Raw genomic sequence first — 15,209 nt, forward strand, 5'->3', positions numbered from 1 at the left:
GGCTGAACACTCCTGTGACCCCCTGCGTATCAAAGGGCGCCGCTTCACTCCTGTCGGGCGCCTCGCTGCCCCGCAAGGAAGTCAGAGGAGTTCCATGGGACGCAATGATCGTAAACGCCGTACGCCGCTGGCCACCAAGGCCATTGCCGCATCGGCTGCCCTAGCGCTCGGTGGGGGCGGGCTGCTCTGGGCACAGATGAACGCTTCGGCGCACGAGTCCAACTCGGGCCAGAACGAGACCAAGGCCGCGGCCGCTTCGGCGCAGGTCGCCACGATCGCCTGCCCGGACGTCGGCCAGCAGCTGACGAACGTGCCGCAGAAGGCTCGTCAGGGTGTCGCCGTCGAACTGGCGAACCTCGACAAGCAGATCACCGAGGCCTACGCCCGGCTCGCGTCGACGCGTCAGGCCCAGGCGAATGACGCGAGCTTCGTGCAGAACGCGATCGTCGGCCCCCTCAAGGAGAAGCGGGCCGCGACGATCGACCGCATTCGCATCGACATCCAGCGAGTGGGCGGCTCCGTCAATGCCACCGCGCTGAAGCAGCTCGCCGCGTGCACCACGCAGAACGCCACCAACACCACCACGGCAGGTCGGGGCAACGGCGGCAAGGGCGGCGGGAAGGGCGGCGGGCAGAACAACGGCGGCGGGCAGAACACCGCCGCGCCGAGTGCGAGCGCGAGTGCCTCCGCGGCGCCGCCCGCCAACAACGGCGGCCAGGCCGGCAACGGCCCGACGGCGGCCGACTTCGTGGACATCACGAAGGTGGCGAACAATGTGCTGGCGAAGCCGCAGAACAGCGGCCAGGCTTCGACCGGTTCGTTCACCACCAAGTGCGGTGTCAACGCGAACAAGAACCACAACACCGACAACGTCATCGTGGCGCCCGGCGTGACCAACGGCGCGCACCACGAGCACGACTACGTCGGCAACCAGAAGGTCAACGCGTTCTCCACGAACGACTCGCTGCTGGCCGCCCCCTCCAGCTGCCAGAACCAGAGTGACCTCTCGTCGTACTACTGGCCGGTCGTTCGTGTGCAGGACGGCACGAAGGAGTTCGACCAGAACGCGCTCGGCGGTGGCCAGGAAGGCAACGTCGGCAAGATCCTGACCGCGCAGTCGGCGCAGATCAAGTACGTCGGTTCGCCGGCCAGCAAGGTCGTCGCGATGCCGCAGTTCCTGCGCATCATCACCGGTGACGCCAAGACCCTCACCAACGGTCTGGCCAACGCCAACGCGCACTGGAGCTGCACCGGCTTCGAGAACAAGGTCCAGCTGACGGAGCAGTACCCGATCTGCCCGCAGGGCAGCAACGTGGTCCGCACCTTCGCGTTCCAGAGCTGCTGGGACGGCGTGAACATCGACAGCGCCAACCACCGTACGCACGTGGCCTTCGCGGACCCGGCGAGCGGTGTCTGCGGGAACGGCTTCAAGGCCATCCCGCAGCTGACGATGCGCCTGGTCTACAAGATCACGCCTCCCACCCTCCAGGCGGACGGCACCGTGAAGAACGCCTACGCGGTGGACGGATTCCCGGAGCAGCTGCACAAGCCGTCGACCGACCACGACGACTTCATCAGCGTCACCAAGAACAACCTGGCGGCGAAGATCGCCAACTGCGTCAACGCCGGCAAGCAGTGCCAGTGAGCAGGACTAGCAGCCGGTAGGACCCGGTAGCACGAAAGCGGGCGGTGGGTTTCTCCCACCGCCCGCTTTCGTTTGTCCGTACGGGAGTTCAGCTGGTGTGCTTCGAGTGGTCGACGCCGATCTCCTCGTTGCCACCGAGCGTGGTCTGCAGCTTCTTGACGATCGTGTCGGTGCCCACGGCGACCCACTTGCGGCCGACGAGGTAGAAACCGCCGTAGTCCTTCGCGTCGTTGATCCACTCGCGCTGGCCGCGGTCGGTGGCGAAGGTCGCGAGGACGAACTTGCCGTAGCTCATCTTGCAGATGGCCTGGCGGAGTTCGTCGGCGTCGGTCTGGATGTCGGGCGTGCACTTCACCTTGGCGGCCAGGCTCTCCAGGCTGCCGGTGGCCTCCGTCGGCACGGTCGCGGCCTTGGTGTCGGCACCGCACCCCACCAGCGCCAGCGCCGCCGCGGCGCCGGCCATCGCGAGCATCGGTCGGGTCAACCTCATCTGTCGTTCCTCCGGTCGTCCGGTCAACAAAAGCATGCCGCGACGCACCCCGGCGAGGGGCCGTCTCATCCGATACGGCCCCGAAGCGCCCAGCGCTCAAATCCGTGGTCATCGGCCGGCCGCGTGTGCGAGGGTAACGCCCATGGATCAAGGTGGGGGTCAAGACGTGGATCAGGGCTGGGAAGACCGGGTGACCGCCGCCTGGGCGACCTTCGACGACTATCCGGAGGAGCGTGCAGCCGAGTTCCGGGGCGTGATCGACGCGCTCGTCGCCGAACTCCCGGACGGCAGCCCGCTGGGACCGTTCGAACAGGCCTGTGCCTGGGACTCGACGGGGCACTCGGACAAGGCCGCTCCGCTGTACCGGGAGGCGCTCGCACGCGGGCTGAGCGAGACGAGTGGCTACAAGGGTCGTCGCGCGAAGATCCAACTCTCCAGTTCGCTGCGGAACATCGGGCAGGCGGAGGAGGGCGTCAAGCTGCTCACTCCCGAACTCGACGCCCCCTCGGACGAGTTGGACGACGCGGTCCGCGCGTGCCTCGCCCTGTGCCTGTCCAGCCTGGGCCGCGACCGCGAGGGCCTGTCCCTCGTGCTGGGCGCCCTCGCGCCCCATCTGCCGCGCTACCAGCGGTCGATGGCGAACTACGCACGGGCACTGGTCGAGCCCGGGGGCTGACCGGAGCGCCGAGTCCCCCGGGCGGCGGTGACCAACTCACCATTCGCTCGTTTTGCTGAACGTGCAGTCACAGGATGTCGCCAAGCGCCCCGCAGCTTCACCCACCGACCCGGTCGTCGATGTCGAACAGGCCGAGGCCGCGCTCGTCGAGCACTATCCACGGCTCGTCCGGCTCGCCTATCTGGTGCTCCCCCCGAGCCTCGGCCGCAACCGGCGCGTCCTGACCGCGCACGCCCTCACCCAGCGCGCCCTCCCCAGAGGCCGCGCGTCCGCGTCCGCGATCCCGGCCCAGTCGACCGGCCGCGACGTCGACCCCGGCTACGCCTTCGTCCGCCTCAACGTCGTCCGTACGGCACTGGAAGCGGGCCTCCCGCTGTCGTTCCGGGCATGGCCCAAGCGGTCCCAACTCCCGCCGCTGCTCCCCCAGGTGCGGGGTCTACGACTCTTCCCGCGCTCGGGCGGTGCCGACGAACTCGCCCTGGACCAGCGGCTGTCGGCGCTGTCCGGCCCGGCCCGCGCGGTGTACGTGCTGCGCGGCCTGGAGAAGCTGCCCGACGGCGACGTACGCAGGGTGCTCGCGGCGGCCGGCGTGGATGCGGATGAGGTGGACGAGGCGCTGAGCGAGGCCGACGAGACGCCCGCGCAGTACGAACTCCTCAACTCACCCGAGTTCGACCCCTGTTCGCTGCACGCCCGGCCCACCGACCTGATGCGCCGCCGCCAGCACGGCAAGGCCGCGCTCGCCGCCGCGGCGGCCGTCGCGGTCTGCGGCGCGCTGCTCGCGATGCCCGGCGGTGGCTGGGGCCCGGACGGCGCCGCCGCACCCGCGTACGCGCAGAACCCGGCGTCCCAAGCCGCCCTGAACCCGGGCAAGTTGATCCGGATCGCGCCCACCGCGTGGGAGTCCTCCGCACGCGAGGACTTCTCCGTCTGGCCCGCCCGCGGCGACCTCACCGAGGACACCGCCCTGCTCCGCCGCGCCCTCGCCGTCTGGGCCCGCCCCGGCGAGTCCGTCCAGGTCTCGGCCACCCCCGGCACCCCCTCCGGCGGCCCGGCGGGCCCGCCCCAGCTCCTCTACGCCGGCACGGTCGACAACGCGCGCGTGGTGATCCTCTACGACGGTCTGCGCATCGCCCGTTACGCCGAACCGAAGGACGGCACCAAGGGGGCGGCGCTGGACTTCGCGCGCGTCGACGGCGCGACCGGGTCCGAGGCGAACGCGGTGGTCCTGGACCGCGCCGACGGCAACGTCCGCTATCTGACGGCCCCTTGGGTCAAGAAGGCGGCCGAGCGCGACCTGCAGAAGCCGAACGCCGGCGCGCTGCCCATGACCATCACCGACGGGATCACCTCACCGCTGGCCAGCCCCGCGCAGGCGACCGGCGCGTGCACGTCCTGGAACGTGCTCCAGCTGACCGACGACACCGGCACCCGCCTGATGAGCGACCTCGGCGAACTGGTCCCGGCCCGCCTCACCGTCGGCCGCCCCGGCTCGGTCCACGAGGTGTCCGGCGCGGCGGCCCAGCACGCCTGGGCGCCCTTCGCCTGCTCCCTCGGCGCGATGCGCTCGCTCGGCGTACGCACGGTGAACGCCTGGCAGTTCGCCCAGCAGCCGCTGCCCGACGCGAGCGGCGCGGCGGACTGGGTGTGCACCCGGGCCGAGACCTGGCAGGGCGGCGGCGAGCGGGTGCTGGCCCAGTTCCGCACACCGGGCGGGATCTACGGCGCGGTCGCCGCGAAGGCCTCTGGCGTGCCGGCGTGCGGGGTGCGTGATCCGCATGTGCTGGCCGGGGTGCTGTGGAAGTCGGCGGCGGGCCACTGGTTCCTGTTGGCGGCGGGTAGCAAGGGCACGGAGTCCGTCACGGCGACGGGCGGGGTGACTGGCTCGGCCCGGGGTGGCTTGCTGACGGTCAAGACCAAGCAGGGGGTTCAGGCCGAGTTGAAGGGGGCGCTGGACGACGGCACCACGATCAGCGGCCTGCGTTAGCGCTCCACGGGTGGGTGCGTCGTCGGGTGCGGGGCCGTTGTGGCTGGTCGCGCCCGCGCGGCGGAGCCGCAAATCGACACAGCCCCGCGTCCCTTTGGGGCGCGGACCTCACCCGGCGCTGAAAAGTCCCCTAGCTGACACTTGCGTCAACAAGTCCCCGCACAAGGCTTCCCCAGGGACTTACCCGTCAGTACATTGACGCCATGTCTAACACGCCGCTCAAGGCCCGAAAGGTGTCCTTCTCCTGGGCGGGCACCCCGCTGCACTGGGTGCCCGGCGATCCGTTCACCACGCACACGATCAACGTGCTGCACCTGCTGCTGCCCGCCGGTGAGCGGTGGTTCGTGCACGTCTACAAGCAGGTGCTGCCCCTGATCCGGGACGACCGGCTGCGCGCGGACGTGATCGGGTTCATCGGCCAGGAGGCGATGCACTCCCAGGCGCACGACGAGGTCCTGCCGCACCTGAGGGAACTGGGGCTCGACCCGACGCCGTACACCGCGCAGGTCGACTGGTTCTTCGAGAAGCTGCTCGGCGACCGCACGCTGCCCCCGGGCAAGGCCCGGAAGTGGTGGCTGCTGGAGCGGGTCGCGATCATCGCGGCGATCGAGCACTACACCGCGTTCCTCGGCAACTGGGTGCTGAACGCGGAGGAGTTGGACCGGCGCGGCGCCGATCCGACCATGCTGGACCTGCTGCGCTGGCACGGCGCCGAGGAGGTCGAGCACCGGTCCGTCGCCTTCGACCTCTTCATGCACGTCGACGGCAGCTACCGGCGGCGCGCCCGCACCTGGGCGACCGCGTTCGCCGCCCTGATGTTCCTGTGGCAGCGCGGGTCCCGCTTCTTCATGGCGAACGACCCGACCCTCGTCGACGCCCACGTGAGCTTCAAGGACTTCTACGTCGCCGGAAAGCGCGGCACCCTGCCCGCCACCGGGGACATGCTCAGGTCCATACCCCGCTACCTGAGCCGCGCCTACCACCCCTCCCAGGAGGGCAGCACCGAGCAGGCCGTCGCCTACCTCGCGTCCTCGCCCGCCGCGGTGGCGGCCGAGAAGAGGGCGGAGTAGTGCCGAAGCCCCTCACCGTCGCCGTCCTGGCCGGCGCCGCGCTCCTGACCCGCCGTGCGCTACGGCGCCGGGTGCGGGCCTCGCCCCTGTGGCCGCTGCCCGCGCTGGACCCGCCGATCTCCGGCCGGCCGCGCTCACGGGCGCTGAAGCTGAGGGTCGCGGCGCGGGAGACTGTCGCCGAGGGCGTCGTACAACTGCGGTTGGAGGGACGGGACTTGCCGCGGTGGGAGCCCGGGGCGCACATCGATCTGGTGCTGCCGTCGGGGCTGGTGCGGCAGTACTCGCTGTGCGGGGACCCGGCGGACACCTCGTCGTACACGGTCGCGACGCGGCTGGTCGAGGACGGGCGGGGCGGGTCGCGTGAGGTGCACGAACAGGTGCGGGTGGGCGCGGAGTTGGAGGTGCGGGGGCCGCGCAATCGCTTCCCCCTCGTCGACGCGCCCGCGTACGTCTTCGTCGTCGGCGGGATCGGGATCACCCCGGTGCTGCCGATGCTGCGGGCGCTGCCCGAGGGTGCCAACTGGCGTCTGCTGTACGCGGGCCGTACGCCGAACTCGATGCCGTTCCTTGGGGAGTTGGCGGAGTTCGGCGCGGACCGGGTCACCGTCGTGAGCGGGCGGCGGCCCGAACTCGACGCGCTGCTCGCGGAGTTGCCCGAGGGCGCCGCCGTCTACTGCTGCGGGCCGGAGGGGCTGATGGCGGCCGTGGCGGAGCGCTTCCCGGACGTACGCCTCGAACGCTTCGCGCCCCGCACCGCACCGGACGGGAGCCGCGGCAACGCGGCCTTCGAGGTCGAACTCCGGCGCAGCGGGCGGACGTTGACCGTGTCCGCCGACTCCACGGTGCTGGCCGCCGTGCGGGCGGAGCTGCCCGACACGCTCTACTCCTGCGAACAGGGGTTCTGCGGAACCTGCCGGCAGCGGGTCGTGGAAGGGGAGGTGGAGCACCGGGACGAGCTGCTGACGGACGCGGAGCGTGAGGACTCGATGCTGATCTGTGTATCCCGGGCCCGTGGTGGGCGAATCGTGCTGGACATGTGAACGACCTTGGGTGGACCGGGCCGTTGAGGCCCGGTTCCGATCGGTAAGGTGTTCGCATGAGTACCGGGGTTCGCCGCAGGATGGGAGTCGAGGAACGGCGACAGCAGTTGATCGGCGTCGCTCTCGACCTGTTCAGCCATCGCTCGCCCGACGAGGTCTCCATCGACGAGATAGCCGCGGCCGCGGGCATTTCCCGGCCGCTGGTCTACCACTACTTTCCCGGCAAACTCAGCCTGTACGAGGCCGCGTTGCAGCGCGCCTCGGACGATCTCGCCGGGCGGTTCGTGGTCGCCCAGGAGGGCTCGCTCGGGGGACGGCTGCTGCGGGTGATGGGCCGGTTCTTCGACTTCGTGGACGACCACGGGCCCGGTTTCGCGGCGCTGATGCGCGGCGGTCCGGCGGTCGGCTCGTCCACCACCAACGCGTTGGTCGACGGGGTGCGGCAGGCCGCGTATCTCCAGATCCTGTCCCACATGAAGGTCGAACAGCCGCCCGCCCGGCTGGAGTTGATGGTTCGCTCCTGGATCTCGCTGGTCGAGTCGACGGCCCTGATCTGGCTGGACGGCCGGCGCATCCCGCGCGCCGACCTGGAACGCCAACTCGTGCACGACTTCGGGGCGTTGGCGGCGGTGAGCGCGGCCTACGACGACGAACTGGCCGCGCTGCTGCGGGAGTCCCTCCGGAACGAGCCGGGCGACGGGCCGTTCACCGACCTCGTCGTCCGGCTGATCGCGCTGGCGTCCTAGCAGCCGTGGAACACGGCCCTAGCGCTCGAACTTCCGGTAGGACGCGTCCAGTTCGCGCACCTCGGCCGAGGCGTGCAGGACCGAGCCGTCCTCGTCGATGTACTCGCGGAGGAGTTCCAGGACCTTCTCGGTCAGCTTGGACTTGGTCTCCTCGGTGCGTCCGGCGAGCAGGCCGAGGGTGACGTGGACGACGGTGTGTCCCAGCTCGTCGAGACCCTCGTACCCGAAGGCCGTGTACTCGCTCGGGCGGAACTGGGTCTTGCACGCCTCCGGCTTCGCGGCCGCGATCTCGACGACCGCCTCGTGCAGCGCGCGGGAGAAACCGTCCTGGTCGAAGGAGATCGTGTGGGAGTGGTCGACGGTGATCTGCGGCATGGGATTCCCCTGTTCTAGGCCAACAACGCGCTCACCCTAGCCGGAGCGCCAGCATCGCGATGTCGTCGTCCCGGTCGACACCGAAGCAGTCCAGCAGCGTGTCGCACAGGGCGTCGAGACCCGGCAGCGCGCCGGAGGCGGCAGCGCGGAGGTGTTCCATCGACACCGAGATGTCCGTGCCCCGGGTCTCGATGAGGCCGTCGGTGATCATGAGGAGCCGGTCGGTGGGTTCGAGGAACAGTTCCGTGGGCGGCGGATGGGGCAGGCCCACGCCGAGCAGCGGGCCGGCCGCCTTGGCGTAGTCCGCGCTGCCGTTGTCCCGGATGATCAGCGGCGGGATGTGGCCCGCGTTGGCGATGAGGGTGCGCCCGGTGTCCGGGTCGACGAGGGCCAGGCAGACGGTGACCGTGGTCTCCTGGTGGTAGTGCTGGAGCATCCGGTCCAGCCGCTCGGCGAGGACGCTCGGGTCGCTCTCGTCGACGCAGTAGGCGCGCAGGGCGTGCCGTATCTCCACCATGACGGTGGCCGCCTCCAGCGAGTGCCCGACGACGTCGCCGACGGCGAACAGCACGCCCCCGGCGACCTTCAGGACGGCGTAGAAGTCGCCGCCGATCTCGGTGTCCTGGGAGGCGGGCACGTACCGTACGACCGTGTCGACGCCCGGGAGTTCGGGCAGCCGGTCCGGTGTGGGCAGGAAGCTGCGCTGGAGGGTGAGGGCGACATGCCGCTCGACCTGGTACATGAGGAGCGGTTCGGCGGCGAGCGCGGTGGCCTGCGCGAGTTGCGCGAGCAGCGCCCCGGCCTCGGGGCCCACCCGGCGCAGCCCGCGGGTGGGGGCGGCGAGACAGACCGGGGCCCGGCCCTCCTGGGTGAGGACCAGCGCGAGGCGGGCGTCGTGTTCCACGCCGGGCCGGAAGAACCCGGTGGGCCACAGCGGCGCGGGCACCGTGGTGATCTGCACCCCGGACTGCCCCTGGGAGAGCCGCCGCAGCAGCCGGGCCACGGTCCGGTCGGCGTCCTCGCCCGGCAGCGCGACCGCGGTGCGATCCCGGGGCAGGCCGCGGTACAGCTGGTCGTCCCGGTCGAGGACGAACACGGCGGCGGGGGTGCCGGTGAGCCGTGCGGTGCCGTCGGCGGCGACGTCGACGAGTTCCTGGAGGGAGCGCGCCGCCTGGATGGTGACGATCATCTCCGAGAGCAGCGTCAGCCGTCGTACGAGCGCCTGGTCGTCGGCGCGCAGCCGGGCGGCGCGGACCGCGGACCGGACCGCCGCCTCGATCTCCTCGGGCTCCGCGGGCACCGTCAGAAAGGCCTCGTCGCCCGCGTCGAGCGCCTGGCAGCGGTCGATCGGGGGCGCGGCCAGCGCCGAGACGTGCACGACCGGCAGGCCCGCCATGCGCGGGCGCTCCTTGAGCAGCCGGCACAGTTCGAACCCGCTCATGTCCGGCAGGTGCACGTCGATCAGCGCCACGTCGGGCAGGTTCCCCTTGCGCAGCCGCACATCGAGTTCGTCGAGCGCCTCGGCGCCGCTGCCGACCGCGAGGACCCGGTGCCCGGCGCGGCTCAGCACGCTTTCGACCGCGAACCGGCTCGCCGGCTCGTCGTCCACGACCAGCACGGTCGCATGCGTCAGTTTGCCGTTGACGTCCATTTTTCTCAGACCTGGCCCTTTGACACACCGGTGGGGCAGGCCGGTGTCCACAGCCTGCCCCACTACGGTAATGCGCTTTCAGGGTGTCCGGGTGAATACCGCCACAGTGCGTCCCGGAACGGCGAAGGTCCCCGAAACCTTCGTGTACGAGGCCGACTTCACGGTGGCGTCCGCACCGGCCGCCTGCACCGGGTGCAGCCGGTAACCGGTACCGGCCAGCGCTTCCACTTTCTGCTCCCGCGCACTCGGCGTCGCGTTGAACACGACCACCAGATCACCGAGTTCCATGGTGATCACCCCGGGCGTCTCGTCCTTCCCGGACAGCGGGAAGGCCAGCTTCGCCTGCACCTGCCCGGCCGTGCCGAGCGAGAACACGGGTTCCGTCGTACGGATCTTCAGCAGATCCTGATACGCGGCGGAGGCCCCGTCGATCTGCCCGCAGCCCACCTTGACCGACGTCAACAGACCTTTCGCGTACGGCCACTTGGACGCGTTGTCGGCGGCCATCGGCAGACCCCGCCCGAAGCCGTTGCCGTCCGCGCAGTTCCAGTGGATCGCGTTGAACCAGTCACCGCTGTCGAACGAGTTGCGGTCCAGGGACTTGGAGCGCAGCAGGTCGGTCCCGGCCTGGGACAGGGACGGCCCCTGCGAGAGCGTGGCGGTGGCCATCGCGAGGACCTGCATCCGGGCCCGGTCGGAAGCACTCGTCGTGGCGGGCAACTTGTAGGTCAGCGCGTCGAACAGCGACTCGTTGTCGTGCGCGTCGACATAGGCGAGGGCGTCGCCGGGCGCGTCCGCGTAGCCCGCGGGAGCGCCGTTGTAGTCGATCTCGGCGCCGGTGACGTCCTTCCCGTCGGTGTCGGTGAACCGGTACTTGGCGAGGTTGCCGCTCAGGCCGACCTTGATGAGGTCCTGGTAGTGCAGGAGGCGGGCCTTCTGCTCGGCCGAAGTGCCGTTCGCCGTGGATGAGTTGGGGTCGGTGTAGAGCCCGGACGCGAAGCCCTGCACCCCCGGGTCGTCGTCGAAGGGGCTGCCGCCGCGTACGGCGTCCCGGGCCCGGTCGGAGAAGGTCGCGATGCCGGTGCCGGCCATGTTCTTCTGCGTGGCCTGCACGAAACGGGCGTCGTCGGCGACCTCGCCGAAGTTCCAGCCCTCGCCGTACATGATGATCTTCTTGCCGTCGACGCCGTCCTTCGCGAGGGTCAGCGCGTCGAGTGCCTTGCGTACGGCGAGGATGTTGGCCTTCGGCTGGTGCCCCATGAGGTCGAAGCGGAAGCCGTCGACCTTGTACTCCTTGGCCCAGGTGACCACGGAGTCGACGACGAGCTTGCCCATCATGGCGTTCTCGGTCGCCGTGTTGGCACAGCAGGTGGAGGTGGCCACGCTGCCGTCGGCCAACAGCCGCTGGTAGTAGCCGGGCACGATCTTGTCCAGCACCGAGTAGTCCGCCTGCCCGCTGGCCGCCGTGTGGTTGTAGACCACGTCCATGACGACCCGCAGGCCGTCCTCGTTCAGCGACTTGACCATCTCGCGGAACTCGACGGTACGGCCGGTGCCGTCCGGGTCGGTCGCGTACGAACCCTCCGGAACCGTGAAGTGGTAAGGGTCGTAACCCCAGTTGTAGGCGTCCTTCGCGGCGACGGCCGCCACGCACTCCTGTTGCTGCTCCGAGTCGGCGGCGTAGGAGGCGAGACCGCAGTCGGTGGCCGTCTGCTCGGACTTCTTCTCGGGGATGGTGGCGATGTCGAAGGCGGGCAGCAGATGCACGTACGACGTCCCGGACTTGGCCAGCGCGCGCAGATGCTTCGAGCCGTCGCTGTTCTTGTCCGTGAAGGCGAGATACGTGCCCCGGTCGACGGCCGGGACCGTCTTGTCGTCAACTGAGTAGTCCCGGATGTGCAGTTCCTGGATCTCGGCGTCCTTCAGCGGCACCGCCTTCGGCTTCTTCAGGCTCGACCAGCCGCTCGGGGCAAGGGACTTGGCGTCGAGGTCGACGACGAGGCTGCGCTTCGAGTCGGTGGTGAGGGCGACCGAGTAGGGGTCGGTGACCTCGTTGGTGACGAGCTTCTGGACGGTCGGCGCCCACACCTTCACGACGTACCGGTACGGCTTGTTCCTCCAGGAGGCGGGACCGGTGACGGACCAGACGCCGGTGGTGGAGTTCCGGCTCATCTTCTTGAGCGAGCCGTCGAGGTCGAGGGACACGCTCTGCGCGGTCGGCGCCCAAACGGCCAGCGCGGGACGGCCGTTGTGGAAGGTCGGGCCCAGGTCGGCCTTGGTCGCGGAACCGTACACGTCGTCGAGCACTCCGGCGATCTGCACGCCGGTAGCGGCCAACACGGCGCCATTCACGGCCCGTTGAGAGGCGACGAGCTGCCCGTTCAAGGCCTCTCGTACCCGCCCCCGATCACGCGGGTCGACGGACCAGGCCGAATAGTCCTTCAGGTAGGGGAACTTGGCCTTCTGGGCGTCGGTGAGCGTGGTCTTCGACAGGCGCAGCCAGCGCTCGTCGTCGCTCGTCAGCGTGCCGTCCTTCACGGCGATCGAACCGTCGTGGGAGTACACGAGCTGGGTGGAGGCAGCCGCGTCGGAGCCGTTCCAGGCGACCGTGTTCCGGTCGATCCAGACCGCCTTGGAGGTGGTCAGGTCGAGGGCCGCCGCGCTCCCGGCGGGCTGCGGCAGGAGGTACTTCTCCTGGCCGTTCAAGAGCCAGACCTCGTTGCCGTTGGTCTTGAGGTCGAGCGACTGATCGGCGGAGAGGTCCTTCTCGTCGCCCTTGTGGATGATGTAACTGAGACTGGTGGCACCGGAGTTGAGCGGTACCTCGAAGACAGCGCCATACGCGTCGGTCTTCACCGGCTGAAGCGGGCTCGACCAGTCCGTGGGGCTCGCGGCACCCGTCCAGACGTGCAGACCCCAGCCGGTGTAGTCGCCGTCCGCGCGGTGGTAGTGGATGACGGCCTTGGTGGTGTCCTGCGCCGGGTAGTCGGGCCGCTGGGTCCCTACGGCCTCCTTGCCCTGCTCGATCCACACCTCGCCGGTCTGCGTGACGTCGATCGAACGGTCGGCGGAGACGTCCTTGTCGCCGTCCTTGTCGATCACCAGGAAGCTGACGTTCGTCGCGCCGGGCTTCAACTTGACGTAGGCGAAGGCGCCGTAGGCGTCCCGCCCGACGAAGGGATGACTGGCCGGCCAGGTCGTCGCCTCGCCGTCGGCGAGGTCGCCCCAGGCGTACAGGCCCCAGTTGTCGTAGTCGCCGTCGGTGCGCTTGTAGTGGACGATCGCGTAGTCGCGCGAGGAGGCGGTGGGGATCTCCTCGGCGGGCGGGGTGCCGCTGGTGGAGACGGCCGTCGCGCTCGCCGTGCGTCCGGTCGAGTCGACCACAACTGCCTTGTAGCGCAAGGCTGTTCCGGCCGGTACGTCCTTCCCGATCGCCTGCGTGACCTTGTACGGGGCGTGGTCGGCGGAGCCGAGCGTCTGCCACTTGCCGTTGCCGGTCTGGGCGGCGAAGACGACCCGGTTGAGCTGACCGCCGGTGACGTCGGCGCTCAGCTCGACGGTGCCGGTGGCGCCCGCGTCCGGCGCCTTGAGGGTGATCGTGGGGTTGCTCAGCGGTCGGGCGAGGGCGCCGGCAGCCTTGAGGACGATCGCGGTACCGGCCGGGACGGTGACGGTGACCTTGTTGTCGGCGCCGCTCGTCGCGGTGGCCGAAGTGCCGTAGATCCCCCTGTACTTCATGTCCGGCGAACCGGTCGCAAAGGTCGCGGTCTTGGCGGTGTCGGCGTTGTTGAGGGCAACGACGTACTCCGAGGCGCCACTCGTCCGCGTGAAGGCGTAGACACCGGCGCCGTCGGCCGCGTAGCGCTCGGTCTGGACGCCGTCGGTCAGTGCCGGGTTGTCCTTGCGCAGCTTGGAGAGAGCGGCAATCTCCTTGTACAGCGGGGCAGTTGAGTCGTAGGAATCGCTGGCAGCAGTCCGATCGGTGCCGATCTCATCGTCGTCGAGATAGTCGGCGACCTTCGACGCGAACATCGTCTGGCGGGCGTCCTTGTCGCCGCCGGAGCCGGTGAAGCCCTGTTCGTCGCCGTAGTAGACGACGGGGTTGCCGCGGCTGAGGAACATCAGCTCGTTGGCGAGCCTGTCCTTGGCGAGGAGTTGGGCGTCGGTGGCCTTCGGGTTGTCCTGGTCGAGGAAGTAGCCGATACGGCCCATGTCGTGGTTGCCGAGGAAGGTGACCTGCTCGTACGCGTTCGCCTTGTCGGTCGTGTACTTGTAGTCGTCGCCGAAGACACTCGCGAGCTTCTGCGCGCTGCCGCCCTGCGAGGCGTAGGCACGGGCCGCGTCCTGGAAGGGGAAGTCGAGCGTGGCGTCCAGGCGGCCCTGCGTGACGTACGGCGAAGTGACCGACGTGTCGGCGGAGTAGACCTCGCCGAACATGAAGAAGTTCCTGCGGCCGTGCTGCGCCGCGTAGTTGTCGAGCGCGGTGGCCCACTGGGTCCAGAAGTCCATGTCGACGTGCTTGACGGTGTCGATGCGGAAGCCGTCCACGTCGAAGTCGCGGACCCACTTCTCGTAGATCTTCTCCATGCCGCTGACGACCTCGGGGCGTTCGGTCCACAGGTCGTCGAGGCCGGAGAAGTCGCCGTACGTGGCGTTCTCGCCGACGTACGTCGAGTCGCCCCGATTGTGGTACATCGTCGGGTCGTTGAGCCAGGACGGGACCTTCACGTTCGCCTTGTCGGCGGGGACGGTCGGGGTCTTCGGGAAGGAGGAGGTGGAGACAGCCGGGAAGCTCTTCCTGCCGTCCGCGTAGTCGGCGTCGTCGAAGGGCTGCCCGTCCTTGGTCAGGTAGGGGAAGGCGCCCTTGGAGAGGTAGTCGTAGGACTTGCCCTCGTAGTCGACGACGTCGGCGGTGTGGTTGGTGATGACGTCGAAGAAGACCTTCATGCCCTTGGCGTGCGCCTTGGAGATGAGGGTCGTGAGGTCCTTGTTGGTGCCGAAGTGCGGGTCGACCTGGGTGAAGTCCGTTATCCAGTAACCGTGGTAGCCGGCGGAGGCGTCGGCGCCGGTGCCTTGCACGGGCTGGTTCTTGAAGATCGGGGCCATCCAGATGGCGGTGGTGCCGAGGCCCTTGATGTAGTCGAGCTTCTTTGTCAGGCCCTTGAGGTCGCCGCCCTGGTAGAAGCCCTTGTCGGTGGGGTCGTAGCCGGTGCTGAGGCGTGAACCGGTAAGCCCGCCAAGGTCGTTGGAGGTGTCGCCGTTGGCGAACCGGTCCGGCATCACGAAGTAGAACTGCTCGCGGGTGTCGTCGTGCCGGGCGGGCGTCGCCGCCAGCTTGGCGTCCGACGGGGGTGCGGGCGGGGTCGCGGCGTGGGCGGCGAGGGGTTGGACGAACGCCGCGAGGAGTGCGGCGACGATGACGCCGGTGGCCCTTCTCCGTCGCTCGGTGCGGCGCGTCCGGGGCGCCGGCCATCTCGGTATCACAGGCGTGAACTCCTTGCGATTACGGCTCAGTTCGGGTCCGACCCC

Annotated in this window: 10 protein-coding genes; 6 read left to right on the forward strand and 4 right to left on the reverse strand. The window is 69.6% G+C overall.

What is annotated here, in order from left to right; genetic code table 11:
- Nucleotides 1-94 precede the first annotated feature (94 nt).
- Entirely contained in the window at nucleotides 95-1,645 is a 1,551-nt protein-coding gene (locus tag OG407_RS16185; protein WP_405858689.1) for a DUF1996 domain-containing protein, read from the forward strand.
- 88 nt (nucleotides 1,646-1,733) lie between these two features.
- On the opposite strand, the gene OG407_RS16190 is transcribed toward OG407_RS16185, so the two are convergent.
- Nucleotides 1,734-2,135 carry a hypothetical protein gene (locus OG407_RS16190; RefSeq protein ID WP_327404602.1) on the reverse strand — a complete coding sequence of 134 codons (402 nt, stop codon included), beginning with the start codon at nucleotides 2,133-2,135 and terminating at the stop codon, nucleotides 1,734-1,736.
- A 142-nt stretch (nucleotides 2,136-2,277) separates the two neighbouring features.
- On the opposite strand from OG407_RS16190, the gene OG407_RS16195 reads away from it, so the two are divergent.
- From OG407_RS16195 to OG407_RS16215, 5 genes are all read left to right on the forward strand, one after another.
- Nucleotides 2,278-2,811 (forward strand): tetratricopeptide repeat protein, encoded by a 534-nt coding sequence (locus tag OG407_RS16195; RefSeq protein WP_405858691.1) that lies wholly within the window; start codon nucleotides 2,278-2,280, stop codon nucleotides 2,809-2,811.
- Between the two features lie 61 nt (nucleotides 2,812-2,872).
- Nucleotides 2,873-4,798 (forward strand): hypothetical protein, encoded by a 1,926-nt coding sequence (locus OG407_RS16200; protein ID WP_405858693.1) that lies wholly within the window; start codon nucleotides 2,873-2,875, stop codon nucleotides 4,796-4,798.
- A 203-nt stretch (nucleotides 4,799-5,001) separates the two neighbouring features.
- On the forward strand, nucleotides 5,002-5,868 hold the full coding sequence (locus OG407_RS16205) for a metal-dependent hydrolase (protein ID WP_403603529.1): 867 nt from the start codon (nucleotides 5,002-5,004) through the stop codon (nucleotides 5,866-5,868).
- Entirely contained in the window at nucleotides 5,868-6,908 is a 1,041-nt protein-coding gene (locus tag OG407_RS16210) for a PDR/VanB family oxidoreductase (protein WP_405858695.1), read from the forward strand. The genes OG407_RS16205 and OG407_RS16210 overlap by 1 nt, the downstream gene beginning before the upstream one ends.
- 56 nt (nucleotides 6,909-6,964) lie before the next feature.
- The gene (locus OG407_RS16215) at nucleotides 6,965-7,654 is read left to right on the forward strand and encodes a TetR/AcrR family transcriptional regulator (RefSeq protein WP_318015921.1); all 690 of its coding nucleotides are present in this window, start codon (nucleotides 6,965-6,967) and stop codon (nucleotides 7,652-7,654) included.
- A gap of 18 nt (nucleotides 7,655-7,672) precedes the next feature.
- On the opposite strand, the gene OG407_RS16220 is transcribed toward OG407_RS16215, so the two are convergent.
- From OG407_RS16220 to pulA, 3 genes are all read right to left on the reverse strand, one after another.
- Nucleotides 7,673-8,029 (reverse strand): 5-carboxymethyl-2-hydroxymuconate Delta-isomerase, encoded by a 357-nt coding sequence (locus tag OG407_RS16220; RefSeq protein WP_405858697.1) that lies wholly within the window; start codon nucleotides 8,027-8,029, stop codon nucleotides 7,673-7,675.
- A gap of 31 nt (nucleotides 8,030-8,060) precedes the next feature.
- Nucleotides 8,061-9,680: a SpoIIE family protein phosphatase gene (locus OG407_RS16225; RefSeq protein ID WP_405858699.1), complete on the reverse strand. Its 1,620-nt coding sequence runs from the start codon at nucleotides 9,678-9,680 to the stop codon at nucleotides 8,061-8,063.
- Nucleotides 9,681-9,758: 78 nt separating this feature from the next.
- A complete protein-coding gene (gene pulA / locus OG407_RS16230; protein WP_405858701.1) occupies nucleotides 9,759-15,164 on the reverse strand; it encodes a pullulanase-type alpha-1,6-glucosidase in 5,406 nt (1,801 codons plus the stop codon).
- Nucleotides 15,165-15,209 lie beyond the last annotated feature (45 nt).

Source organism: Streptomyces sp. NBC_01515 (assembly GCF_045040345.1).
Classification (GTDB): Bacteria; Actinomycetota; Actinomycetes; order Streptomycetales; family Streptomycetaceae; genus Streptomyces.

Excerpts from the sequence above, each read along its gene's own strand:
- OG407_RS16225 (WP_405858699.1), bottom strand. The coding sequence starts at position 9,680 with ATGGACGTCAACGGCAAACTGACGCATGCGACCGTGCTGGTCGTGGAC.
- OG407_RS16185 (WP_405858689.1), top strand. The coding sequence starts at position 95 with ATGGGACGCAATGATCGTAAACGCCGTACGCCGCTGGCCACCAAGGCC.
- OG407_RS16205 (WP_403603529.1), top strand. The coding sequence starts at position 5,002 with ATGTCTAACACGCCGCTCAAGGCCCGAAAGGTGTCCTTCTCCTGGGCG.
- OG407_RS16220 (WP_405858697.1), bottom strand. The coding sequence starts at position 8,029 with ATGCCGCAGATCACCGTCGACCACTCCCACACGATCTCCTTCGACCAG.
- OG407_RS16195 (WP_405858691.1), top strand. The coding sequence starts at position 2,278 with ATGGATCAAGGTGGGGGTCAAGACGTGGATCAGGGCTGGGAAGACCGG.
- OG407_RS16215 (WP_318015921.1), top strand. The coding sequence starts at position 6,965 with ATGAGTACCGGGGTTCGCCGCAGGATGGGAGTCGAGGAACGGCGACAG.
- OG407_RS16190 (WP_327404602.1), bottom strand. The coding sequence starts at position 2,135 with ATGAGGTTGACCCGACCGATGCTCGCGATGGCCGGCGCCGCGGCGGCG.